The following is a 24,467-nucleotide window of genomic DNA, read 5'->3' on the forward strand; positions in this document are numbered from 1 at the left end:
ATGAAGCAGCCCCCGCGCGCCTGGGACTCCACCCCCGGGCCCGGCCAGAACCGGGACCTCAGGCCGCGCCTTTGGCACGCGACCAAGAGGAACGCGCCGCTGCTGATCGTCCTCGTCGCCCTTGCGGCGGTGGGGAGCCTGGCGAACCGGCGCGCGCCCGAATCTCCGCGCGTGCCGTTGCCGCACGGGTGGGCGTTTGCGCCCGAGCCGGGTGCCAGCCTGTGCCTGGCCGTTCAAGACGACGTGGTCTGGGTGGGGGGCAAGTCGGGGCTGTTTCGAATTGACCGTGCCACAGGGAGGTCGTTGGGCCGAGTGGATCTCGGGCTTCCGGCGATCCATGTCCGGAGTCTCGCGGTCGACCAGGAGGGAGCGCTCTGGATTGGGCACGTGGACGGGCTGATCCGCTTGGCGAACGGCCGCAGGGACTCGTTCGGCGAGCGCGACGGCCTGCCGAACAAGCGGGTGAACGCCTTGCTCGCGACCGGAGGGCAACTCTACGTGGGCACCGGGGCGGGTCTGGTGGAGTTCGCCAACGGCACGTTCCGACCGCTCCCGTGGGCGGGACGGTTGCCCTCGCCGATCGTGAACGTCCTGTTCCAATCCTCGGACGGAGCGCTGTGGGTCGGTTCGAGCTCCGACCCAAAGGGCGGCGTGGCCCGGATTGTCCGTGGCGAGGTGGAGACCCTGACGGTGGGTCAGGGGCTCCCGCACCCGTACGTCCAGTCCTTCGTCGAGCCGGAGCCGGGCTGGGTTTGGGTGGCCACGGGCCAGCTCGAGAAGGGAGGCGCGGCTTTGCTTCCGTGTTCGGGGCCGCTTGTCGCCAAGGCCGTTCTCCACAAGAGCGATGGGCTCGCGGGCGCCAAGGTCCGCTCGCTCGGCGTCGATGCGGAGGGCCGCGTCTGGTTCGGCTCGGAGAGCGACGGGCTGGCGATCCGGGGTCGTGGGGGAGCGACCCTCGTCCGAACCATAAGCGACGGGCTCCCTCACAACGAGATCACGTCGATCCAGCGGGATTCGGACGGGACCATGTGGCTGACGACGCTCAAGGGCCCGGTCCGGATTTCGAAGGAGGCCTTGCCCCATGGCTAATGCATTTCGCGAAGCCGAAAAGCACCTGGCCCACCTCGAACGGGAGCACGCCGCGGGGAGGCTGGATGCCGCCGCCTTCCAGGCGTCGCTTGGCGCGCTGAGAGCCACCGATTCCGCAGGCGCGACGTGGCAGCTCGGCGCGGACGGCACGTGGCTCCGATGGGACGGAGCCCAGTGGGTGGCCGGCGATCCCCACGGCGACGCGTTTGACGATCTCGCCGCCCGATTCAGGTTCCTGAGAGCCCAGCGAGACGGGGGCCAGATCGACGACGCGGCGTACGCCGCGGCGGCGGGTGCGTTGCGCGTGCGCGAGGCGGATGGCAGCGAGTGGAGCGTCCACCCCGATTCGGGCGCCTGGCTTCGTTGGAACGGCAAGGCCTGGCAGGAGGCCGAGCCCCCGCGTCGCGGCGCCGACGGCCGGCCCGCGGTGCGCCCATCGGCCTTCACCGAGTTCGAAGAGCTGTACCGTGGGATTCTCGAGCAGCACCAGAAGGGCGCGATGGGCGCCGAGGAGTTCGAGGATCGGGTCGCCAAACTGCGCTTGGTGGACGAGCAGGGGGCGTGGTGGCAACTCTCGCCCGAAACCGGCGGCTGGCTGCGATGGGACGGCGGCCAATGGGCGCCTGCGGAGCCGCCCCGGGAGACGACCTCCACCGTCGGGCCCGCGCGCAAGTTCGCCCAGACCGTCGCGGAAAGCACGCGCGAAGAGCTGAAGTCTACGGCGAAGTCGCTTCCGCGGATGATCTTCCGCATCGTGCTGTCCAGGGCGATCATGTTTGCGGTGTCGTACTTCGCCGCGACGTACCTGCACGCGTACTGGACGGGTTACGAGAACAACGGCATCCGGGACGACGGCGGCCCGTGGTCGCCTTGGCTGTTCCTCACGCAGAGCAAGCACGGGAACTCCTACGCGTACATCTGGGGCATGGGCGGCATGCTGCTCGGGTCGTTCGTCCAGGGAGCGATCAGTCGCGGGCCGCTGAAGGGGGTGATCGGGACCCTGCGCTCGCCGTTCGCCTTGATTTCTCGGCTGAAGTCCACGGGCAAGCTCGGATGGGGGGCGATGGCGCTCGGCGCGGGGGCCGCGCTCCTGGTCGGCAGCCGATTGGCGGTCAACCCTCAGGCGAACCTGATGATGGCGGTCGGGTTCCTCTTCATGGGGGCGGGGAAGCCGGGATACTACGTGGCCCGCTTCCTGTACGGGATTGTCCGGCGGGTGGCCGCGCCCTCGGTGGCGGGCCTGAAGGGCAAGGTGCCGGTCGATCTGCGCGTGGTGCAGATGGCGATGGTGGGCGTGTCGCCAGGCTTCTACCTTGCGAGCAGAATTCCCGCAGACAAGCTCCTGATCTTTGGGGCGGCCCTTGCGGCGGTCGGGGTCTGGGTCACGTTTGTGGCCGGCAAACCGCGGCTCTCCCAGGGCACGGCCGCGACGATGCTTCTCGGCGGCGTGTTCGGGCTTTTCGTGATGATCGTGATCGACTGGCTCCACCCCCTGGTGGCGCACGCGGACGATGCCGGTAAAGACGAGTTCTCGGGCAACCCGGACGACTACTGGAAGACCGAGGGAGGACGGCTCCTCGAGCACAGCAAGCCCGCGGGAGAGGCGGCCGCCGTCGGGTCCGCGCTGGGCACCGACGACACGGACGAGGAGGGAGAGGAGGACGAGTACTCGTACAGCCTGACCCTCGATCCCTACACGATGACGATGACCGAGTCCGGCGAGGACGTGGTGCGCGCCCACGTCAACGTGTCTGGCCCCGATCCGGACGAGTGTTCCAACCAGGAAATGTCCATGAACGCGGCGATCGAGATGCTCGTCACGGGCAACATCGTCGACTGGTTCACCTCCACGGTCGAGGCCGACTCCTCGGGCGCGACCTGCAGGTTCTACGTCGAAGTACCCGAGGACCCGTCGGAACGGCGGGGCCCGAACATCGCCTACATCACGGCCAGCGTCCAAAGTCCGCGCGGCACGATCACCGCACGGTGCCGCATCAACATGGAGGTCGAGGGCGACTACGCGATCTCGATGGACAACGAGGTCCAGGTCAAGGCCAACGAGTCCAACGGCGCCCTTTACGCGTTCGTGGAGTGCAACGATCCTGCGCTCGACCCCGCGGCGCAGTTGGAGAAGACCCGACAGCTCGCGCCCAACATCCGGTTCGTCGTCACGGGCGAACAGGCGACGTGGGTGGGAGGACCCGGCGAGATCGAGGGGTACGTGACGGGCGACGGCAAGGAGATCCCCATCGCGCCCCTCGTGCCTTTGGAGGACGTGGGCGCCTCGCCACCCTTCTCGGCCGAAGTGGAGGTTTCGTGCGAGGTGCCCCTCGTGGGTGTGCTGAGCAAGGGCGGCCGCATCGTCATCGATCCGCCGGATTGGTTCATCGAGATGGTGCCGATCAAAGACACCCTGGTGTGCGACTTCAAGGACGCGGCGCAGTTCAAGGTGCGGGTCATCCCCATGGACTCTTCCAAGATGAGTTTGTATGGGGGCGAGGGGGGCAACCAGCTCAACCAGTACCTGCAAGTGCGCGCGGAAGGCAGCAACGCCCAGTACGCGACGATCGAGGAGGCCGAGAGCGACGGCGAGTTCCGGACGTACAACGTCAAGATGTCGGAGAGCGCGGCTGGGGCGACGTTGAACGACCCCACCCTTCAGATCGTGGCCGAAGCGACCCTCACGGGTTCGACCTTGACCCAGAACCTGACGATCAACCTGAGCGGGAAGGCCTCGCTCGAGGTCGAGGAGCAGTCCGTCGGCCTGCGCGCGGGTGGGGCGCCGGTCGCAGTTCACGCGAAGATCAAGGACGGTGGAGACCTCGAGTGGGGCCTCAAGGTCGAGATCACGGGTATCGGGGAGGTCGAGCCGGAAGGTCCACCCGAGGTGACGGGCAAGAACGCGTTCACGCTGACGCTCCGCGGCAGCGAACTGGGGGTCGGGGATCTGCGCCCACGCAAGGGGACTCTCACCCTGACCGGCACCGCGACCACTCCCGAGGGCGAGGAGATCACCACGGACCCCGTGGATGTGGCGCTGACCCTGGGCATGATCGGTCTGAGCGTGACGCCGGCGACCATCACCCTGCCGCTCGATCCCGACACGCAGCCTGCCACCGAGTTTCGCGTCCGGGTGTTGGACTACGACGAGGAAGCGAAGACCTTCGTCGGCAACCCCGACGCGCTTCAAAACCTGGAGATGGAGCCGTGGGAGGACGGCGACGCGCAGGGAGGGGCGAACACGTTCGTCGGCGCGCAGGTCGAGCTTGCGTTCGTGCGCCACGAGGGGACCGGCCCCGACGGGGCGGCGGTTTGGTCCGTGAAGCAGGCGATCATGATTCCAGCCGCGGAGCCGCTGGACGCCTACCGCACGCTCCGTGCGGCGTGCGGGCCCTCCGACCTCGCCGCATTGTTCGAGGTGAGGCAGAAGTTCGTGGCGCCGGTCGATCCCGCTTCGGCCGAGGCGGAGCTGATTCGGACCGAGCAAGAGAACTGCCGGAAGATCCTCAAGTACCTGCCCGAGGGAGATCTTCGGACCCGGTTCGAGCAGATGATCGAGCGGGACGCCAAGGCCTTGGGGGCCGAGGGGCTTTACCACCTCCGACACCAGATCTGGGACGCCGCGCGCGCGGCGCTGGCGCTCGAAGCGGAAAGCTACTTGGCCAGCGCTCGGGTGTATCAAGCGGTCGAGACGTCGCTTGATTGGGTGAACTACCTCTGCGGCCTGATCGTGCAGGGGATGTCGTCGGTGCTGGTCCCGTTCCCCGGCGACTTCGCCGTGGGCATCCTCTACCAAGCGATCCCCGACCTGGTGAACGCGGTCTTCGCTGGCAAGTCCGCGGAGAAGTGGGCCCACGAATGGATGGAGGGAATGATCGCGGGGGCGCCGGGCATGGCTCTCGACGTGGGGCTCGGCCAGGTCGCGAACCTCGAAAAGCTGTTCATGAAGGGCATGCTCGAGTACGGCGAGCCCCGCAAGGCCGCGGGCATGGCGTGCCTCATCTACTGGGAGGTCCGGTTCCTTCGCTACCAGGTCACCACCAAGCCCAACGGCGATCCGTTCTCGCTGAAGGAATCCGTGCTGAACGGATTGCGCGACCTGGCCGAAGAGATCATCACGACGGGCATCGGGCACAAGACGAAGGCCGCGATGGGCGGCGATCTTCCGGCCCACGCCCGGAGCGATGGAGACGACGATCCCGACTCGACGAAGTATCGGCCCAGCGACGATCCGCCCGACCTCGCGGGCATGCCGGACGCGAACGTTCGAGCCGCGCAGGAGATCGCGGCCAAACACGGTGTCGACATCTACCTTCGCCCGACGAACCCGGCGGCGAAGGCGCTGCTCGAGGCGGGGGCCCATCCCAAGCCCGAGAAGATCAAGATGAAGACGATCAACGAGCTTGACATTCAGCTCGGCCGCAATCCGGCCGACCTCGGCAAGGCGGGCTACTTCGACCCAGGGGGCAAACCGGCCCGAGGCGACCTGTCCAGTTCGCAGTACAACGATCTTCTCGAACGGTGGAAGCAGCGCAAGGCGGAGTTCAACAACTACCAGTCGGAGATTGCAGACCTCAAGTCCAAGGGCTACACCGTCGACGATAAGGGAGTGCTTCTGCACCCGGACGGCAAGCCGTTCACCGGCGACCACGACGTGTTCGACGTTAGGTCGAAAGACGGCGGGCCGATTCCGAAAGACAAGTACGATGCGGTGATGGCCGATCTCAAGAAGCCGCCGTTCAACGCCCAACACGACGGCCATCGGCAGTGGGACTACAGCAACCTGAGCCGGGAGCCCGGCCCCGACGGAGCCGCGTCCAAGTGGGAGAAGGCCAATACCGTGGACACGAAGATCCTCGATTCCCATGCGACCACCCGGTCCGACGGCAAGCCGGGCGAGTCCTTGATCCGCATCCGTTCGGACGGCAACATCGACTCGCAGAACTACAACCAGTGGGCGCGGCCCGACACCTTCAACGCAAGCCAGCAGGCGGGGCAGTCGGCGACGGCGTCGTCGCGGCATCAAGCGGAGGAGGGAGACCAGTGAGATTGCGCGACTCCAATCCGAAAGCCTACGACGCCTCGGCGCGACGCACGCTTCTGGACGCCTACTTCGAGGCCCTCGAGCGGATGCGCTCGGAGCAGGAGACGTCGGACGCGAAACCGGAGACGGTGGCCGAGTTGGGAGCGCTTTGGGACCGGTACGTCGAAGGCACGCCTCGTCCCATGCTCTCGCGCTGTCCCTTCTCGAAAGAGGCCGTGCATCACTCGATCGACCCGTACGGCCTCGACGGCCTGTGGTGGGCGTTCGACTCCCCTGCGCGGCCGATCGAGACGTTGCCCCCGACGTTCTTCGCACTCACGGGAGCCGTGAAGCTGGGTTCCGATCGCGAGGCGATTCCCCTCCTGTGCAAGCCGGGCCCCGAAGTGCCGTTCGTGGTGCCGCGCGTGTTGCGCCACACGGCGGTGCGCGCGGTGGTCACCTCGCTTCCGATCGGTGCCCACACGGGTTTCCCGATCTTCTACTTCGCGAACCCCATCCCTTGGGATCTCGAGCGGGTGGACACGTGGGGCACGGGGCTGTACCGTTTCGAGACCCTCGAGGGACGCAACGCGTGGCACTCGAGCGGTTGGGAGCCAGAGGATTTCGACTTCGACCTCGCGCGTTGGATGAGGGCGGGAAAGCTGTTCTGGATCGATCCCGACGATCCCGACGGCGGTTTGCGTGGGGATCCCGACGGTTGCCCGTTCTTGGACGTGCAGGGCCGTCGTCTGCCGATGAACCTGCAGGGAACCCAGGTGTGGGACGGGGTCATCTTCTCGGAGCAGGAGTTGGAGGATGCGTTGGCCGCCACCGCGAGGGCCGATGTGCAGGCGGAGTTGGGGGCGCAGACCACCGGGAAGCCCGCCGACGAGACAGGACAGTCGGCGGCAAGCGGGACTCCGGGCGTCCCGGCAGAACCCGAGGCGCCCGTGGTGCCGGAACCGGCGCCTGAAGCATCACCGGAGTCGGAACCCCCAACACAACCCGGACCGAAATTCTGCCGCGAGTGCGGCCAGCCGCTGCGCCCTGGAGCCAAGTTCTGCGGCAACTGCGGCACCCCCGTGCGTAGGGCATAGACCGGCGTGCTCGGAGGATCTCCGTGCGGTCTCATGGACGCGAAAGGCAGGACACCCCGCGCGCCCTGCCGGTGGCACAATAGGGTTGGGGAAGGAGCCGAGGTGCAACGATGACATGGGTTCTCTTCTGTGGTTTCGAGGATCGCGAGGACGCCGAACGGGCGTTCGGCGCGCTCTTGGAGATGGGGATCGCGAGCGAGGATTTGGGTCTCGCTTCCCGGGCGAGGGGTTCTGCAGTCGCAGACCAAAGGCGGGCTCGGCGTCTGATCGACTCCGGGCAGACGCATCTGGAAGAGTTGCGCCTGGGCCGCAACCGGGCGGAGCGCGAGGGGGTCGAAGGCCTCGAATCCTCCATCGGAGCCGGCATCGGGACCGATTCCTACGACGACGACGTCTCGGGCGTCGAGGAGATGGACGAGGCGCAAGACGTGGCGGAGAACTTAGCCGAGCCGATCCAAGGGCGTTGGTACGGGCAGGACGAGCTGGAGGATGCCGAGCGGTTCGCTCGAGCCGGCACCGTCGATGCGTCGCGGCCACCTTCGCCTGCGTTTGGCGAGAGGGCAAGGAAGGGCACGCGCGCCGCGCGTCCATTCACCCTGGGCGTGATGGGGCGCGCCTTGATTGCCGGCGATGGGCCCTTTGCGACGGAGATGCTGTCCGCAGAGGTGTCCGATCATCCGGACAACCCGGTGGTCGCCCTGCGTGCGAGTCTTTTCCGAGCCGGAGTCGCAGCGTCCGAGGCTGCCGCACTCACCCAAGTGTTTGAGGGAGGGGGTGCGGTGCTCGCCCTGACCGAGACTCCAGGGCGGACACCGATCGCAGAGTTGGAGCGGATGCTTGAGGAGTGGGGTGCTTCCCACGTGCAAACGGTTCGTCACAAAGTGCGTTGATCTACTCGTCGGCGTCGGGCAAGGCGTCCGGTTCGGACTCCAGCGCGGGCGGCGAGGCCATGCCCCCAAGCTGTTCGGTGCGCTCGTCGAGCAGCCGGAGGAGGGCCGATTCAGCCTCTTGGGCCGTCGCCCCTTCGGCGTTCAACCCAAGTTCTGGGCAGCGAGCCAAAAACACCCCGTCGGCTCGTTCGAGGATCTCGAGATGCGAAGCGGGACTTCTCATTGCGGACCTCCGTTGGGGCAAGGTGCCCCTGTTCCAATTGTAGACGCCTGGCCGGCTCCGGGCAAGTGCGGCGCCCTCCGAAGGGGCGGACTACCGCACCGCGTAGGTTCGGAACCAGTCGCGTGCAAGCTCGACGGCTCGGGCGAGCGCCCCGGGTTCCTCGAAGAGCGGCGTGGCACCCGGTACGACCTGCATCTCCTTCACCGTTTGGGAGGGCATGCGCTGCATGGCATCCCGGGTAGCCAGCACCCCCTCGAGGTCGAGTCCGCCCACGAGAAAGAGCGTGGGGCACCTCACCTGCGGCAACGCGCCGGCGGCAAGATCCACCCGGCCCTCGTGCGAGACGAGCGCTCGAATTTCGGTTCCGAGGGTTTCGGCGGCCGCCAGGGCGGCTGCGGCTCCGGTGTTCGCACCGTAGAGGGCCATGGGGACGCGTTCCCCGACCGTCGCGAGTTCGGACCAGCGCACCGCCTCGACCAGGCGGCTGCTGAGCAGCGGTATGTCGGAGCGGTTCTGGTAGGCCCGATCTTCCTCCTCGGTGAGGAGGTCGAAGAGGAGCGTGCCGAATCCCGCCTCGATGAGCTGTTCGGCCACGAACCGGTCGTTCGCGCTGTGGCGGGTGCCGCTGTTGGCCTGGGCGAAGACGACAACGGGGTTGTCCCTCGTCGGTTCTTGGTACCACCCATGCAGTCTCGCCGTGCTCAGGTGGAGGACGACGTCCCCTTGGTTGAGCTTCAGCATGACGATGCGCCTCCTTGAGGCCGTCGATCGCAGCGGATGGTGACTCGCTTGCGCCCGCCGCCACGACCGGCCTCGGACACATCTTTAGATTGGAGCGGACCGCGCCGGAGCGCAAGTGATCATTTCTGAGGACGCCCAGGCGGGGACAACCCTGGGAAACTCAAAGAAGAACTGGAGCGGGAGACGAGATTCGAACCCGCGACCCTCTCGTTGGCAACGAGATGCTCTACCACTGAGCTACTCCCGCACGGGAGACTCTTTATACCCCGGTTTCTCGCGCCGCGCAAGCGGGCTTGGGCATAATCGGGGCGTGATCGATCCCACCGCGCTCCTCGAAGGCCTCGAACACGCCGCGCGGCGTGGGGGAGAAATCGCCCAAGAGGCTCGGCCGCGGATGGTGCGCGAACTCAAGCCCGACGGGAGCATCGTCACGAACGGGGACCGCGAGGTGGAGACCTACCTTCGCGGCGATCTGGCCACCCTCGTCGAGCACTCGACGTTTTGGGGCGAGGAGTTCGGGTTTGCCGAACAGGGAAGCGGCGGGCTGTGGGTGCTCGACCCCATCGACGGAACGTCCAACTACTCTTACGGGTCGCCTCTGTGGGGCGTGAGCATCGCCCTGATCGTGGGCGATCGGATCGAAGCGGGGGCGGTGATGCTTCCCGATCTCGACGAGCTGTATCTGTGCGCGCGGGGCGGTGGCGTGACCGTCAATGGCGAACCCCTTGCTCCCATTCCCCCGGGGCCGATCGAGGCGTCCGAACTCGTGAGCTACAGCGACTATGTCGTCAAGGCGTGCCCGCGAAACGCCCTGCCTGGCAAGATGCGGTGCTCGGGCGCCTTCGTGGTCGACGGGACGTTCGTGCTGAGGCAGCGTCTTCGCGGACTCATCGGCCTGAGCGAGAAGCTGTACGACATGGCCGCCTGTGCCCTCATGGCCGAGGAGTTGGGTGCGGACGTCCGCTACGCCGACGGGCGGCCGCTGGACATCGGCGCACTCAAAGTGGATCGCAAGATCGCCGCGCCCTGGCTGATCTTTCCTCGGGATACCGGATTCTTGTTGGAGAGGTGATATGGGAGTGCGCGCGCTTGCGCGTCGCCATTCCCAGCCGAGCTTGCTCGGCCAACGGAACTCGCGGCAAGCCGCTCGTGGACAGGGCGACGAGCAAGCTCGCGCACTCCCATATTCTGCCCACGCGGTCATAATCGGTACGTGAGCAGCGACGATACTCTGGAGATGTTGAGGCGGGCGGGCGAGTGTCCGTTGTTCGACGGGCTGGGCGACCCCGATATGGAGCGGCTCTTGGCGATGGCCGAGCGCAAGTCCTTTGCCGACGGGGCCCCCGTCGTCCGCCACGGCGAGCGAGGCAGCGAACTCATGGTCATCCTCGCGGGTCGGTGCGAAGTGCGCAACTCCATGCACGATCTCATCACAGTGCTCGAGGCGGGCGCGCTTCTCGGCGAAGTGGGGTTCATCGACGGGGAAGGGCGATCCGCCAACGTCCTTGCCAGCGGTCCGGCCGAGGTGCTCGCCTTCCGCGAGGGCCTGCTGGACGCCTTGCGCGACACCCCCGAGCTGCGCGCCCAGTTCGTGCTCAACCTGGCGAAAATCCTCTGCCAGAAACTTCGGGCCACGACGAGGCTCGCCGAAGCAAGCTTCGTCTAGGTGGTTCAGACTTCCAACTGCGCGCGTTCGGCTTCCAGTTGGGCGTGCGCGGCTTCGAATGCATCGAGCATCTGGGTGACCGCCAGCATCGGGTCGCCCGTGGTGGGCCAGATGAAGCCTTCCCGTGTCACGTAGCACTCGCGGTTGCGCCGGCCAAGGATGCTGAAGACGCGGGGCGGCACCGCCGACTTGTCGCGGAATCCGATGGCAATCCGACCGCCCTTGGCCTCGAGTTTGTCGATGCCGAGATCGCGGGCGGTCATTCTCAAACTCATGATCCCGAACGCGGCGTCCGCCGATTCGGGCAGGTGGCCGTACCGATCTTCGATCTCGGCCCGCACCTCCGCCAACGAGGCGCGGTCGCGGGACCCCATCATCTTCTGGTAGTAGTACAGCCGCTGGGCCTGGTCGCGGATGAAGGTGTCGGGGATCAGCGCGTGCACCGGCACGTCGAACGAGGGTAGGGGGGCGAGCGACTCGAGCGGGTCCTTTGGCTCGTCCCCGGTTCCGGGCGGTTTGCCGTCCACCGAGTTCTTCAGCATCTGCACGGCCTCGTTGATGAGCTGCGAGTACAGCTCGTAGCCGACCGCGGCCATCGCGCCGTGCTGCTTCGCCCCCAGCAGCTCTCCCGCGCCGCGGATCTGCAGGTCGCGAAACGCAAGCGAGTACCCCGAGCCCAGCGAGCTGAACTCTTGCAGCGCCTGGAGCCGCTGCATGGCCCCGTCGGTCAGCTCCTTTCCCGACTGGTAGAGCAGATACGCGTACGCCTGTCGGTCGGACCGTCCCACGCGGCCCCTCAATTGGTAGAGCTGCGCCAGACCGAGACGGTCGGCGTTCTCGACGATCAGGGTGTTCGCGTTCGGAATGTCGATGCCGTTCTCGATGATCGTCGTGGAGAGCAGGACGTCGATCTCACCGTGGATGAATCCGATCATCACCGGCTCGAGCTGCTTTTCGGTCATCTGCCCGTGGCCGATGCCGATGCGCGCGTGCGGCACCAGCCTGCGCAGGCGTTCGGCCACGTGCGCGATGCTCTCGACCCGGTTGTAAACGTAGTACACCTGCCCGCCGCGAGCGAGTTCGCGCAGCATCGCTTCACGCACGACTTCGGGGCTGTAGGGGCGGACGTGCGTGCGGATGGGGAGGCGGCCGGGCGGGGGGTCGTTGATGAGGGACATCTGGCGGATGTCCATGAGCGCCATGCTGAGCGTGCGGGGGATGGGCGTGGCGGTGAGGGTCAGAACGTCCACCTCGGTGCGCAGCTCCTTGAGGTTCTCCTTGTGCTTGACCCCGAACTTCTGCTCCTCGTCGATCACCACGAGTCCGAGATCCTTGAACCGCATCTCCTTGGCCAGCAGTGCGTGGGTGCCGATGACCAAGTCGATCTTGCCGGCCTCCAGCTCCTTGACGATCTGGTTGCGCTCCCCCGTCGTGCGGAAACGGTTGAGCAGCGCGATCCGCGTGCCGAACGGGCTGAGCCGCTCGTCGAAGTTTCGAAAATGCTGCTCGGAGAGGATCGTGGTGGGGCAGAGCACCGCCACCTGCTTGCCCTCCTGCACGACCTTGAAGGCCGCGCGGATCGCGACTTCGGTCTTGCCGAATCCCACGTCGCCGCACACGAGGCGGTCCATCGGGTACGGCTCCGTCAGGTCGCGCTTGGTCTCGACGATCGCCTGGAGCTGGCTGGGGGTTTCCACCCACGGGAATGTCGCCTCCAACTCGCCCTGCCACGGCGAGTCAGGGCCGAAAGGGCGACGGGTAGCCTCCTTGCGCTTGGCGTACAGACGCACCAAGTCGGACGCATAGGCTCGCGCGTCCTCACGGGCCTTGGAGAGCGTCTTCTGCCACTCGCCACCGGTCAGCCGATTGAGTTTGGGCGCGGTGTCGCCCGGGTTGAGATACTTCTGCACGCGGTCGAGCTGGTCCGCCGGCACGAACAGCTTGTCGGGCGGGGCGTAGTCGAGGTGCAGGTACTCGCGCTCCACGCCTTCGATGGAGCGTTTCACCAGGCCGCGGAACACTCCGATGCCGAACGAGATGTGCACGACGTAGTCGCCCGCCTTGAGATCGAGGACCGTCGCGATCGGGGCGCCTTCCGAGAAGCGCTTTTGGGGAAGCTTGAGGCGGGCGACGCCGAACAGTTCCGCATCGGAGATGAAGGCGATCTTCTGCTCGGGTAAGACGAACCCGCCCGCGAGGTTGCCCGCCGCGAGGTAGGCGCCGCCGGCGAATTCGGGCTCGCCCTCCTCCGCGGGGAAAAGCTCGACTTGGGAGAGGACGGAACGCGCGCGCGTGGGCTGGTCCGTGCAGAACAGGAGCGTGAATCCCTGTTCGCGCCACGTCTGGAGCGTCGTGGCGAACGCTTCGGCTCGGCCGCGGTAGGGTTCCAGAGACGCCGCTCCGATGTCGACGTTGGAAGGCAGGGTGAGCCAATCCGGGAGGGCGTTCATCGCGCTCAGCGTCCACACGTGTTCGGCGCCGCCGAGGTGTTCGGTGGGGAGCATGAAGTCGTTGGCGGTGCTTTGGAGCAGTTCGCCGCGTTCGCCGCGCGCGCGCAGGGCGTCGGCGAGGTCCTCCTCGGACCGAGCCGCGAGGGTCTCCAACTCGAGGGGCTCGTCGAGCACCAGCAGCCCTTCGTCGCCGAGAAGGTCGATGGCGCACCCCGAGTCGGGGTGAAGAAGCGGTCGGTAGAGGTCGAGGCGATCGAAGTAGAGGTGGTTCTCCAGCGCGTTCGCGTCACCCTCGATCAGTTCGCGCAGGCGAGCCGCGGCGACGTCGGGGAGGTGGGCCGCCTCCCGTTCCATGCTGTCGAGGAGCAGCTCGCGGAACTGCGGTGGGTCTTCGGGATGGAGCGTTTCGCGCGAGGGGGCAAGGCCCAGCGCGGGGATCGTCCCGACCGAGCGCTGCGTGTTGGGATCGAACGAGCGGAGCGACTCGATCTCGTCACCGAACAGCTCGATGCGGACCGGCAGGTCGAGCCCCGAGGCGTAGATATCGAGGATGCCGCCGCGTCGGCAGTACTGGCCGGGAAGGCGGACGGGATCCTGCGGTTCGTAGCCCAGGGTGTTGAGGCGGCGCACGAGGTCCACGGGGTCGGCGGTGTCGCCCGGCCGCAGCGTGAGGAACGCCTCTTGGAGCACCTCCGCGGGCAGAGTGCGTTCGAGTGCGGCCGACGGCGTGGCGATGACGATCGTGGGGTCCTCTTCGACAAGGCTGCGCAACGCGCCGATGCGGTCCGAAAGCGCCGAGTGCTCGGGCGTGGCGTCTTCGAACAGGGCGGAGATGCCGCTGGGGAGCTGCGCGAGATAGGCGTCCGGCACGCCGCACAGCGCGAGTTTCGCCTGCCACTGCAGTGCTCGCTCGTGGGTGGCGGTGACCACGAGCATCTTGCGCGGGTGCTTGAGGTAGGCGGCGGCGACCAGCACGGGCCGGGCTTCGTACGCCACGGACCGCCATTCTCGCGATGCGTCTTCGTCTTCCAGGAGGGACCCGAGCGGCTCGCTCAAGCCGAGTGCGCGAGACCAGGCCGCAATCTGCATTTGTTGCGAAAGGGTACCTGGGGGGGACGGGAATCGGGAGTCGGGAGACGGGAATCGTGCTGGTGTGGGGACCGACTCCCGATTCCCGACTCCCGATTCCCGGTAACGGTTGGCAAATTGTGGCCAATTGGGCGATAATGGACCAGTTCGTCCGGGACGTCCCGGTCGTCGGGAGATTGATTGATGAAGAAAGCAGTTGTCGGATTTGCATTCCTTGGCTTCGCGGCGATGTCGCACGCTGTGGTTTGGGGCTTCTCCGCCCCGATCATCGACGGGACGCAGGAAGTGCCTCCGTCGGGCTCGCAGGCGTACGGGTCCGCGTCCTTCACGATCGACGACCAGACTTGGCTCGTGACCGGCTCGATGACCACGACGGGTCTGCCCTACCGGTTGCCGACCGGCGCCCCCAACGTCACAGCCGCGCACATCCATGCACCCGGACCCGCCGGCACCAACGGTCCTGTGGTCTTCAACCTGATCACGAACGCGATCGGCGGCACGCCGCTCGACCTCCCCGGCGGCATCACGCTCTACGCGTGGTCGGGGACTCTTGGTGGCAACCAGGCGCAAATTCTCTCCGACCTGATCGCGGGCAACGGCTACATCAACGTGCACTCGGTTGCTTTCCCGGGTGGCGAGATCCGCGGTCAGATCGACTGCTACGGCGCCGTTCCCGAGCCTGCCAGCATCGCGGCCCTCTCGATGGGCGCCCTGGCCCTGCTTCGCCGACGCAAGAAGTAGATGGTGCAGCACGCCCGTCCAGCGGGCGTGGCACCTTCTGTTCTGTCAGCACGTGGGGAATGCTTTGTGATGTCGGGGGTGTTGGGTGCCACGCCCGCTTCACGGGAGTGGTACCTTTTGTTGTGTCAGCACGTGGGGAACGCTTTGTGATGTCGGGGGTGTTGGGTGCCACGCCCGCTCGACGGGCGTGTTTCTCCTTCATGTGAAGGCTTCAGTGTCCTTTGAAAGCCCGGATCAATCCCCGCGCTCCCGAAGGGGTGCGGTAACATCTTCTTGGATGCCAAAGCGAGTTGAAACCATCGTTCTGCACGACACCACGACGCCGGTGATCGGCGACGTCCAGAAGGGCGGGAACGTGATCGTCGCGTCGCTGGAGACCCTGGTGAGCCAGGCGCGCGCCAACTCCCTCTGGCCGCTCACCTTCGGGCTTGCCTGCTGCGCCATCGAGATGATGAGCACGGCGGCCTCGCGGTTCGACCTCGCCCGCTTCGGATCCGAGGCGTTTCGGGCCACCCCGCGCCAGGCCGACGTGATGATCATCGCCGGCCGCCTCTCGAAGAAGATGGCCCCGGTCCTCCGCCAGATCTACGACCAGATGCCCGAACCCAAGTGGGTGATCTCGATGGGCGCGTGCGCCAGCTCCGGCGGCGTTTACAACAACTACGCGATCGTGCAAGGCGCCGACCAGGTGGTGCCGGTGGACGTTTACGTGCCGGGCTGTCCCCCTTCGCCCGACGCGCTGATCTACGGCATTCTCAAACTGCAAGAGAAGGTGAAGAAGAAGAAGGCCGGAACGATGAGGGAACTTCGGTTGGTTGAAGTGAACCCTCGCCGGCTCGAAGGGGTGGACGCATGAGCGGATTCCTGAAAGACGTCGCGCGCCCCATCTTGGGCGGATTCGGCATCACCGCCCGGCGGCTGCGCACCAAAAAGGTGACGGTCATGTACCCCGAACACCGGCGCGAGCAGTACCCGCGCACGCGGTGGCGTCACTTTCTGACGCGCTACGAGAGCGGGTTGGAGAAGTGCATCGGGTGTTCGCTGTGCGCGGGCGCGTGTCCGGCCAAGTGCATCAACGTCGTCTCTGCGGAGAATACGGAGGAGGCGCGTTTCTCACCCGGCGAGCGCTATGCGGCGCGGTATGAGATCAACATGATCCGCTGCATCTTCTGCGGATACTGCCAAGAAGCCTGTCCGACCGGCGCGATCGTGCTGAGAAAGAACTTCGAGCTGTCGGACTACCACCGCGAGGATTTCATCTACACCAAGGAACGGCTGTTGGAAGAGTATCCCGGCCAAGCCGACGCGCCCTGGAAGGGCGAATACGAGGCGTAGCCAGTTCGCGGCCCGTTTCCCCAGGTTGGTTTCAATAGGCGGTAACCTTCGCCGCATGATGCGTTGGGTGTGGATGGCGGCGCTGGCCGCGGTGGTCGCAGGTTGCTCGGGAGGTTCCGGTTCAGCCGACCTTGGAGACAGTTCGTTCAAGGTCGCCCTCTTGACTCCCGGGCCGGTGAGCGACGCAGGGTGGAGCGCGATGGCCTACGAGGGGCTTCAGGCCATCCACGACGAACTGGGCGCGGAGGTGAACAACCAGGAGGCCAAGGGCACCCAAATCCGCGACGCGATGCGCGCCTACGCCCAGCAGGGGTACAGCCTCGTGTTCGGCCACGGCTACGAGTACAACGAGCCGGCCATCGAAGTCGCCAAGGATTTCCCGAAAACCATGTTCGTAAGCAGCAGTGGTGGGCAGACGGCGCCCAACGTCGGAGCCTTCCGCTTCTATCTGGAGCAGGGCTTCTACCTGGCGGGATTCCTGGCGGGCGCCAGCACCGAGACGGGGACCGTCGCGATGATCGGGGGGCCCGATGTGCCCTCCATCCGTTCGACGTTCAAGGCGTTCCGCGCGGGCGCCGAGGCAGCTCGAACCGACGTCAAAGTGATCGAAGTTTTCACCGGCCAAGACAGCGACGTGGCCGCCGCCAAGCAGGCGACCCTCAAGGCGATCGAGCAGGGGGCGGATCGAGTGATCCATCAGGCCAATGCCGCCGCACAGGGCGTCTTCGACGCTTGTCAAGAGAAAAAAGTCTATGCTTTTGGCGCAAATCTTAATCAAAACGACAATCCGAGTGGGGTCGTCCTTGGATCGGCGATCATTCAGGCCAAGCCCGCGTTCGTCGCGCTCGCGAAAGAGGTGAAGAGCGGCACGTTCAAGGGCCGCGTCGTTTTGATGGGCATGCGCGAGAAGGCCGTCGACTTCTTTATCAACCCCAACCTGGTCGACAGACTGCCGATGCCCGCCGTGCTGAAGTTCACCGAGTTGCACGACGACATCCTTTCGGGCAAGCTCTCCATTCCAAAAGACGATTTCTAGTTGCTCGATGACGAATCGGCCCTTGCTCGAATTGCGAGACGTCTCCAAGCGATTCGGGGACACCGTTGCGCTCGATTCCGTTTCCGCGGCGATGAGCGCGGGAAGCGTACACGCCGTGGTGGGGGAGAACGGGGCGGGGAAGTCCACGTTGGCGTCGATCGTCGGAGGCTTCGTCGTCCCCGATGCCGGCACGGTGCTGCTCGAAGGCGAGCCGCTGCCCTTGGGGCATCCGGCGGCGTGCGGCGCGGCGGGAGTCGCCATGGTCCACCAGCACTTCAAACTCGTCGCCGCATTCACCGTCGAGGAGAATCTCGCGCTGCCGAGGCTCCCCAACCTGTTGGCCCCGTCGCGCCCGCGAGCCAGGTCTGAACGGGCCCTGGGGTTGGCTCGCGAGCTGGGTTGGCCCTTGGATCCCAGGGCACGAGTCGGGTCGCTGCCCGTCGGGACGCGCCAGCGAATCGAAGTGCTCAAGGCATTGGCGGAGGATGCGCGGGTCCTGATCCTCGACGAGCCGACGGCGACCCTGTCAGAGCCGGAGGTGGAGGATTTGCTGCGGCTGGTGCGCGCGTTGCGCGACCGCGGGACGCTGGTGATCCTCATCGCGCACAAGGTGCGCGAGGTCCTGGAAGTCGCCGATTGGATCACTGTGCTGCGCGCGGGAAGCGTGGTCGCGAGCCGGGCGGCTGCTTCGGTGACCGGTCAGGATTTGGCTAACTTGATGGTTGGAGAGTTGCCGCAATGGTCGCCGAAGCCCGGGCGTCGCGCCAGCGATGGCATCCGCGCCGTGGGCCTCTCCGTTGCGCGAGACGACGGCACGGTGGCGATCCGGGAGATCACCCTGGAAGTTCGGTGCGGGGAGATTTACGGGCTCGGCGGCGTCGACGGGAACGGCCAGGTCGAACTGGCCGAGGCCCTGGCGGGCGTCCGGCCATCGAGGGGCACCTTGGCGTGGTCGGGACCCGCGCGCCGCGTGGGATACATTCCGCAAGACAGGCAACACGACGGTTTGGCGTTGGGGATGAGCGTTGCGGACAACTTGCTCGTGGAGGGGCAGCGCCGCGCCGAGTTGGGGCCAGGACCGTTTCTCAGCCCGGCGCGCGTGCGCGGATGGGCGCGTTCGGTGATGGAGAAGTACGAGGTGCGCGCCTCCTCCGAGCGAACCCGCATCGGAGCGCTGAGCGGCGGCAACCAGCAGAAGGTCGTGGTGGGGCGGGTGTTGGAGAGCCACCCCACGTTGTTGGTGGCGGTGAATCCGACGCGGGGCCTCGACGTCCGGGCGGCGCGGTTCGTCCACTCGCGCCTCCTCGAGGCGCGCGACTCCGGCGCGGCGGTGCTCCTCGTCTCGTCGGACCTCGACGAGATCGGCACCTTGGCGGATCGGGTTGGGTTCCTTTCGGGTGGCCGTATCACCGAGGGTTGGGGAGCGGCGTCGGTCGTCGGTGGCGGGGCATGAAGCCGTTGGCCCGGTTTCTTCTGGCGGTCGCGGCCCTTCTGGCGCTGATGGCCGTGACCTTGGCGGTCTTTGGCCTGCCGCTTCGGGACTCGTTGGAGCTGCTGGCCAAGGGCGCGGGTGGGGATGGGGTCGCATGGACCCGCACTGCGGTGCGGGCCACCCCGTTGCTCTTCTGCGCTCTCGGGACCATCCTCGCATGGCGGGCGGGCATGTTCAACATCGGGGGCGAAGGCCAGTTCATCGTGGGAGGGATCTCGGCTGCGACGTTCGCCCGGCTGGCGGAAGGCGCGCCTCCGATGGTGCTGACCGTCGGCATGCTCGCGTGTTCGATCGCGGGTGGCGGAGTGTACGCGACGTTCGCGGGGTGGCTTCACGTGCGCCGGGGAGTGCAGGTGGTCATCTCGACGATTCTCCTGAACTTCGTTGCGCTGCAACTGCTGGGTTGGGTGGTGAGCGGTCCTCTGCAGCAGCGGACCGGCGGCCTGCCGATGTCCGATCGTCTGCCCGAGGCGGCGATGCTTTGGAGGCTCAGCCGCCAGTCGGATCTGCACGGCGGGGTGTTTCTCGCCCTGTTCGCCGCCTTCGGCGTCGCGTTGTGGCTTTACGGCACCCGGGCCGGCTTTCGCTTGCGGCTGGTCGGCGAGGGACCCCGCGTGGCGCGGGCAGCCGGCATGGATGCGGGTCGGATCCAGGTGATGGCGATGGCCGCCTCGGGAGCGTTCTGCGGGCTCGCCGGGGGCGTCGAGTACTCGGCGCTGGCGGGGCAGATCGGTGCGGGTTTCTCGCAACAGTGGGGCTTCCTCGCCATTCCGGTCGCGTTGGTGGGCGCGCTCCATCCACTGGGCGCGCTCGTCGCGGCGGTTGGTTTTGGGGCGCTGTTCGCAGGCACCGAGAATCTGGCCCGATTCACTCCGGAGGGCGGGACGCTCGGCTATGCGATCCAGGGGGCGGCGGTGCTCGGCTTCGTGGCTTGGCAGGCGCTTCGCGAGCGCAGGATTCGGCGGACGGGGGTGGCCTGATGGACTGGATTTCGCTGCTGGTGTTTGCGACCCCGGTCGCGCTCGCGGCGTTGGGAGAGACCGTCGGCCAAAGGTCCGGGGTGCTCAACATTGGGCTCGAGGGCACGATGCTCTTGGGCGCGTATCTGGGGATGGTCGTGAGCCTGCACTCCGGCTCGCCTTGGCTTGGGGTGGTTGCGGCGGCGTGCGGCGGCCTGGCGTCGGCGATGGTTTTGGGTGGTCTTTGCGTCGGTTTGGCCGCAGACCAGGTGGTGGCCGGCACGGGCATCAACCTGCTGGCCCTGGGGATCACCGGTGCGTTGTTTCGAGGCGAGTTCGGGCAGAGCGGCCAGCTTCTCAGCGTGCCGAAGTTGCCGACGTGGCAAGGCCTCGATGCGATCTCCGTCGGCACGGTGATGCTGGCGTGCGTTCTAGCGGTGCTCTTTGCGCGGTCGGGGTGGGGACTGGTGGTCCGGGCAAGCGGCGAGGAGCCGGATGCGGTCGAAGCCGCGGGCTTCTCGTCGACCCGGGTTCGATTCGGCGCCCTGGCGATCGGCGGAGTGCTGGGGGGCATCGCGGGGGCGTATTTATCTTTGGGGATCGCCGGGTCGTTTGCGGAGAACATGACGGCGGGCCGGGGATTTGTGGCGATTGCGATGGTGACGTTTGGAAGGTGGAATCCGATCGGCGTGCTGGCGGCCGCGGCGGGAATCGGGTATCTCGATTCCTTGCAGTACACGTTCCAGAGTCGAGGGAGCGCGCTTCCGTTCCAACTCTTTCTGGCATTGCCTTATCTCGCGGCGCTCGCGGTCTTGGTGGTCGCCGGCCGCGGGAGGGCGGCTCCCGCCGCGCTTGGCGTTCCGTACCGGAGGGGACGGTGAGGGCCGTCCGCCTCGCGCGCCGCGTCACGTTTTCCGCGGGCCACCGCTACTGGCTGTCCAGCCTGTCGGACGCGGAGAATCGCGAGCGGTTCGGGGCGTGGGCTTCGCCCTACAACCACGGCCACAACTATGTGCTCATCGTCGAAAGCGAAGGGGAAGTGGACCCGGCTTCCGGGATGGTCGTGAACATCAAGGAGATCGACGATATCATCGACCGGGATGTGATCGCCGGCCTGGACGGAAAGAGCCTGAACGACGAGGTTCCCCATTTCGCCGATCGCGCCCCGACGTTGGAGAATCTGCTTCCTTTCATTCGCTCCCGCCTGGTTGGCCTGCCTCCCCAGGTCCGGCTCACGCGGCTGCGCCTGGACGAGACCGAGACCCTGTACGCCGAGCTCGAGTTCGGCTCGACCGAAGAGGACCTTCAAATGACCCTGACCCGATCGTACGAGTTTGCCGCCTCCCACCGGCTGGACAACCCCGCGCTGAGCCCCGAGGAGAATGTCTCCCTGTTCGGCAAATGCAACAACCCCGCCGGGCACGGCCACAACTACGTCGTGGAGGTGACCGTGCGCGGGGAACCGGATCCGAAGACCGGGATGCTTGCGGACATCGGCGCGTTGGACGAAGTGGTGAACCGGGAAGTGGTGGACCGCTACGACCACAAGCACTTGAACGAAGATCTGCCGGAGTTCCACGGGCGCATGACCACGACGGAAGCGTTGGTCCAGGAGATTTGGAATCGCCTGGAGGGCAAGGTGCCCGCCGAGTTGCACCGAGTCCGCGTGTTTGAGACGGCCCGCAACATCTTCGAGGTCGGGGCGCGGGCATGAAGCGCGTCGCGATCGTCACCGGCGCGGGAAGCGGGATCGGGAAAGCGACGGCGCTCGCGCTCTCGGAACGCGGCTGGACGGTGATCCTGGCCGGCCGTCGGCTTGACGCGTTGCAGGAGACGGCGGGCGCCTGCGGCAAAGGAGCGATCGTTGTGCGCTGCGACGTGACCGTCGCATCGGAAAGGGCTTCCTTGGTGGAGATGGCCGCCAAGAGGAGTGCGGAGTCGGCGGCGTTGGTGAACGCGGCGGGATGTGCCATGTTCGGGCCGCTCGCCGAGTTGCCAGAAGAGGATGTCGTGAGCCAGTTCGAAACGAACCTCGTCGCGCCGGCGGCCCTCTGCAGGGCCGTGCTGCCCTGGATGCGCGAGGCGGGCCGCGGACGGATCGTGAACGTGCTCAGCATCGCGGCACGGCACGTCTTTCCGGGCGCGGCGGCTTACGGCGGTTCCAAGGCGGGGCTGCTGCAGTTCGGGCGGTCCTTGTCGCTCGAGGTGCGAGGCGAAGGGATCCAGGTCACGGCAGTCCTGCCCGGAGCGACCGATACGCCGCTCTGGGACGCGGGGGGCGGCGCCCCAGACCGGACGCTCATGCTCCGCGCCGAGGCCGTGGCGCAGACGATCGCAGACGTGCTGGACCTGCCCGACGACCGGGTGGTGGACGAGATCGTCCTCACGCCGCCGCTGGGCGTCCTGTAGGTGGGGGGCGTGGTTTTTTCCCAATCGGTGCGTCGCTCGGCGATCGTCGTGCGTCTAAAGAATCGTGGCTAGGCGAACTCGACCGCAATCTGCAAGGTTGCGTCGGCCGCCCAACTGGAGCGGCACGCGCATACGTGTGGCGACCTTAGAGGTTGCGAGGCTCGCGTGCGCCTGCATGCGGGCTTTTTTGTTGCCCGGACCGGTGTTGGCGGGGGGCGCCCGTGGGTGAGGTGCTGCTGCTCAACGCCAACTACGAGCCTCTCCACGTGTGCACGCTCCGGCGGGCGATGGGGCTTCTGCTGGTCGGCAAGGCGGAGATCCTCGAGGCGCGCGACGCGCCGTTGGCCACGGCGGGAGGCGACCTCGATGCGCCGAGCGTCTTGCGCATGCGGTACAGCGTGAAGCGCCCGATGCCCCAGTTGCGCCTGTCGCGCCACTCGGTGCTGGCGCGCGACGGGTACGCGTGCCAGTACTGCGGCACGCGGGGCCGCGACCTCACCATCGACCACGTCGTTCCCCGATGGGCCGGCGGCCCCAACACGTGGGACAACCTCGTGGCGTGCTGCCGACGATGCAACCTCAAGAAGGGGGATCGGACGCCCCAGCAGGCGCGGATGCCGCTGGCGCGCAGGCCCAAGCGCCCGCACTTCATCCCGTACCTTTCGCTCCCGACCTATCTCAAGGCGAGATCTGTGGATGCCTGGGGCCCCTACCTGCCCGTGTTCGACGAATTGGCGGTCGCACACTCTTAGAGTCGTTTGTCGTTGGTCGGGTTTGCGTTTTGGGGGGTGCCCCGATTTGTCGACGTGGTAGGCGAACGACAACCCACAAACGATCAACGACCAACGACGCGCCGTGCGCGCCGACTCAAGTACACTTGTGTTTCCCGAGGTTCCGCGTTAAAATGCTTGAGTTACAACCGACCAAGGATGGAGGGGTTGCATGAGTATGTTGCAAATTACCGGCGGGCGCGCGCTGACCGGGCAGGTGGATGTCGCGGGCAGCAAGAACTGCGCGCTGGCGATCATGTCCGCCGTGGTTCTCGCCGAGGGCACGACGGTGCTCCACAATGTTCCCGACGTTTCGGACACGCGCATCAAGGCGCGTTTGCTCGAACGGTTCGGCGTGAAGGTGGCCTGGCGTGAGGACTCCCTGTTTCTCGACTGTTCGACGATCCACGACGGCGACGCCGACGAGGAGACCGTTCGATCGATCCGCACTTCGTTCTATCTTCTCGGGCCGCTGCTCGCCAGGGTGGGCAAGGCCCATCTGCCGGCGCCAGGCGGCTGCCGGATCGGCGCGCGGCCGGTCGACTTCCACCTGAAGGGCTTGGCGCTGCTCGGCGCCGACGTCGAACTGACGGGCGGGGCTTACATGGCGTCCGTGGAACAGCTTCGGGGCGCGGAAATCTACCTCGACTTCCCGAGCGCGGGCGCGACCCAACACCTGATGACCACCGCCACGCTCGCGCGCGGCAACACGGTGATCCAAAACGCCGCGATCGAACCGGAGGTCACGACCCTCGCCGAATTCCTCAACCGCATGGGCGCCCGCATCGAAGGCGCCGGTACGAGCACGATCACGATCCTCGGCGTCGAAGGGCTGACCCCCTGCGAGTTCCGCATCCCGTCGGACCGGATGCAGGCGGGAACGTACTTGCTGGCCGGTGCGATCACGGGCGGAGACGTGACCGTGAGGGGCATCATGCCCGACCACCAGACCGCGCTGGTCAACAAGCTGCGCGAGGCGGGGGCCATCGCGAGCGAGGGGCCCGACTGGGTCCGGGTGGCCGCACCGAAGCGATTGCGCGGCATCCGCATCAAGACGATGCCCTATCCCGGATTCCCGACCGACCTGCAGCAGCCCATGGCGGCCGTTCTGGCGTTGGCGGAAGGCACGTCCGTGGTCGAGGAGACGATTTACGAGAGCCGGATCGGCCACGTGCAGGAGCTGAACCGAATGGGCGCAAGGATGCGCACGGAAGGTCGCTCCGTCGTGATCGCCGGCGTGGACGGACTGCGCGGAGCCAACGTCGAGGCCAGCGATCTCCGCGCGGGCGCCGCGCTCTGTCTGGCGGGTCTGGCGGCGGAAGGCGAGACCCTGGTTCGCAACATTCACTTCATCGACCGTGGCTACGAGAACTTCGAGGCCACGCTTCGGAGCATCGGCGCACGGATTGAGCGGGTGGCTTCCCCGGATATGGAGGCCTCCGAAACCTCTTCCTGAT

The 24,467-nt window shown here is 66.7% G+C and carries 20 protein-coding genes and 1 tRNA gene; 17 read left to right on the forward strand and 4 right to left on the reverse strand.

Annotated features, from left to right (window positions below):
• The 4 genes from M9921_08255 to M9921_08270 all read left to right on the forward strand — a co-directional run bounded on the left by M9921_08255 (position 1) and on the right by M9921_08270 (position 8,099).
• Positions 1 to 1,089 carry a hypothetical protein gene (locus M9921_08255; protein ID MCO5296835.1) on the forward strand — a complete coding sequence of 363 codons (1,089 nt, stop codon included), beginning with the start codon at positions 1 to 3 and terminating at the stop codon, positions 1,087 to 1,089.
• Positions 1,082 to 6,136 carry a hypothetical protein gene (locus M9921_08260; GenBank protein MCO5296836.1) on the forward strand — a complete coding sequence of 1,685 codons (5,055 nt, stop codon included), beginning with the start codon at positions 1,082 to 1,084 and terminating at the stop codon, positions 6,134 to 6,136. Before M9921_08255 ends, M9921_08260 begins: the two co-directional genes overlap by 8 nt.
• Complete coding sequence (locus M9921_08265; GenBank protein ID MCO5296837.1) at positions 6,133 to 7,209, forward strand: zinc-ribbon domain-containing protein; 1,077 nt, start codon at positions 6,133 to 6,135, stop codon at positions 7,207 to 7,209. The genes M9921_08260 and M9921_08265 overlap by 4 nt, the downstream gene beginning before the upstream one ends.
• Positions 7,210 to 7,319: 110 nt before the next feature.
• The gene (locus M9921_08270; GenBank protein ID MCO5296838.1) at positions 7,320 to 8,099 is read left to right on the forward strand and encodes a hypothetical protein; all 780 of its coding nucleotides are present in this window, start codon (positions 7,320 to 7,322) and stop codon (positions 8,097 to 8,099) included.
• 1 nt (position 8,100) lies between these two features.
• Here M9921_08270 and M9921_08275 read toward each other — a convergent pair whose 3' ends face one another.
• The 3 genes from M9921_08275 to M9921_08285 form a co-directional block, all read right to left on the reverse strand.
• A complete protein-coding gene (locus M9921_08275; GenBank protein ID MCO5296839.1) occupies positions 8,101 to 8,322 on the reverse strand; it encodes a hypothetical protein in 222 nt (73 codons plus the stop codon).
• Between the two features lie 90 nt (positions 8,323 to 8,412).
• A complete protein-coding gene (locus tag M9921_08280; GenBank protein MCO5296840.1) occupies positions 8,413 to 9,063 on the reverse strand; it encodes a dienelactone hydrolase family protein in 651 nt (216 codons plus the stop codon).
• Positions 9,064 to 9,235: 172 nt separating this feature from the next.
• Positions 9,236 to 9,310: transfer RNA gene (locus tag M9921_08285), tRNA-Gly, on the reverse strand.
• A 63-nt stretch (positions 9,311 to 9,373) separates the two neighbouring features.
• Between M9921_08285 and M9921_08290 the strand changes: the two genes are divergently transcribed.
• Positions 9,374 to 10,135, forward strand: coding sequence for a hypothetical protein (locus M9921_08290; GenBank protein ID MCO5296841.1), 762 nt, complete (start codon positions 9,374 to 9,376; stop codon positions 10,133 to 10,135).
• Between the two features lie 141 nt (positions 10,136 to 10,276).
• Positions 10,277 to 10,729 carry a cyclic nucleotide-binding domain-containing protein gene (locus tag M9921_08295; GenBank protein ID MCO5296842.1) on the forward strand — a complete coding sequence of 151 codons (453 nt, stop codon included), beginning with the start codon at positions 10,277 to 10,279 and terminating at the stop codon, positions 10,727 to 10,729.
• Between the two features lie 5 nt (positions 10,730 to 10,734).
• On the opposite strand, the gene mfd is transcribed toward M9921_08295, so the two are convergent.
• Complete coding sequence (gene mfd / locus M9921_08300) at positions 10,735 to 14,175, reverse strand: transcription-repair coupling factor (protein ID MCO5296843.1); 3,441 nt, start codon at positions 14,173 to 14,175, stop codon at positions 10,735 to 10,737.
• Positions 14,176 to 14,451: 276 nt separating this feature from the next.
• On the opposite strand from mfd, the gene M9921_08305 reads away from it, so the two are divergent.
• From M9921_08305 to murA, 11 genes are all read left to right on the forward strand, one after another.
• A complete protein-coding gene (locus tag M9921_08305) occupies positions 14,452 to 15,009 on the forward strand; it encodes a CHRD domain-containing protein (protein ID MCO5296844.1) in 558 nt (185 codons plus the stop codon).
• 328 nt (positions 15,010 to 15,337) lie between these two features.
• Positions 15,338 to 15,865, forward strand: a complete 528-nt coding sequence (locus M9921_08310; protein MCO5296845.1) for an NADH-quinone oxidoreductase subunit B — start codon at positions 15,338 to 15,340, stop codon at positions 15,863 to 15,865.
• On the forward strand, positions 15,862 to 16,344 hold the full coding sequence (nuoI, locus tag M9921_08315) for an NADH-quinone oxidoreductase subunit NuoI (protein ID MCO5296846.1): 483 nt from the start codon (positions 15,862 to 15,864) through the stop codon (positions 16,342 to 16,344). Before M9921_08310 ends, nuoI begins: the two co-directional genes overlap by 4 nt.
• Positions 16,345 to 16,399: 55 nt before the next feature.
• On the forward strand, positions 16,400 to 17,380 hold the full coding sequence (locus tag M9921_08320; GenBank protein ID MCO5296847.1) for a BMP family protein: 981 nt from the start codon (positions 16,400 to 16,402) through the stop codon (positions 17,378 to 17,380).
• A 7-nt stretch (positions 17,381 to 17,387) separates the two neighbouring features.
• Positions 17,388 to 18,833 (forward strand): ATP-binding cassette domain-containing protein, encoded by a 1,446-nt coding sequence (locus tag M9921_08325; GenBank protein MCO5296848.1) that lies wholly within the window; start codon positions 17,388 to 17,390, stop codon positions 18,831 to 18,833.
• Positions 18,830 to 19,852, forward strand: a complete 1,023-nt coding sequence (locus tag M9921_08330) for an ABC transporter permease (protein MCO5296849.1) — start codon at positions 18,830 to 18,832, stop codon at positions 19,850 to 19,852. The genes M9921_08325 and M9921_08330 overlap by 4 nt, the downstream gene beginning before the upstream one ends.
• On the forward strand, positions 19,852 to 20,712 hold the full coding sequence (locus M9921_08335; GenBank protein MCO5296850.1) for an ABC transporter permease: 861 nt from the start codon (positions 19,852 to 19,854) through the stop codon (positions 20,710 to 20,712). The genes M9921_08330 and M9921_08335 overlap by 1 nt, the downstream gene beginning before the upstream one ends.
• Positions 20,709 to 21,545, forward strand: coding sequence for a 6-carboxytetrahydropterin synthase (locus tag M9921_08340; protein MCO5296851.1), 837 nt, complete (start codon positions 20,709 to 20,711; stop codon positions 21,543 to 21,545). The genes M9921_08335 and M9921_08340 overlap by 4 nt, the downstream gene beginning before the upstream one ends.
• Positions 21,542 to 22,240, forward strand: a complete 699-nt coding sequence (locus M9921_08345; protein ID MCO5296852.1) for an SDR family NAD(P)-dependent oxidoreductase — start codon at positions 21,542 to 21,544, stop codon at positions 22,238 to 22,240. Before M9921_08340 ends, M9921_08345 begins: the two co-directional genes overlap by 4 nt.
• A gap of 221 nt (positions 22,241 to 22,461) precedes the next feature.
• Positions 22,462 to 22,992, forward strand: a complete 531-nt coding sequence (locus M9921_08350; GenBank protein MCO5296853.1) for an HNH endonuclease — start codon at positions 22,462 to 22,464, stop codon at positions 22,990 to 22,992.
• Between the two features lie 190 nt (positions 22,993 to 23,182).
• Complete coding sequence (gene murA / locus M9921_08355) at positions 23,183 to 24,466, forward strand: UDP-N-acetylglucosamine 1-carboxyvinyltransferase (protein ID MCO5296854.1); 1,284 nt, start codon at positions 23,183 to 23,185, stop codon at positions 24,464 to 24,466.
• Position 24,467 lies beyond the last annotated feature (1 nt).

The sequence above is a fragment of the Fimbriimonadaceae bacterium genome, from assembly GCA_023957775.1.
Taxonomy (GTDB): domain Bacteria; phylum Armatimonadota; class Fimbriimonadia; order Fimbriimonadales; family Fimbriimonadaceae; genus JAMLGR01.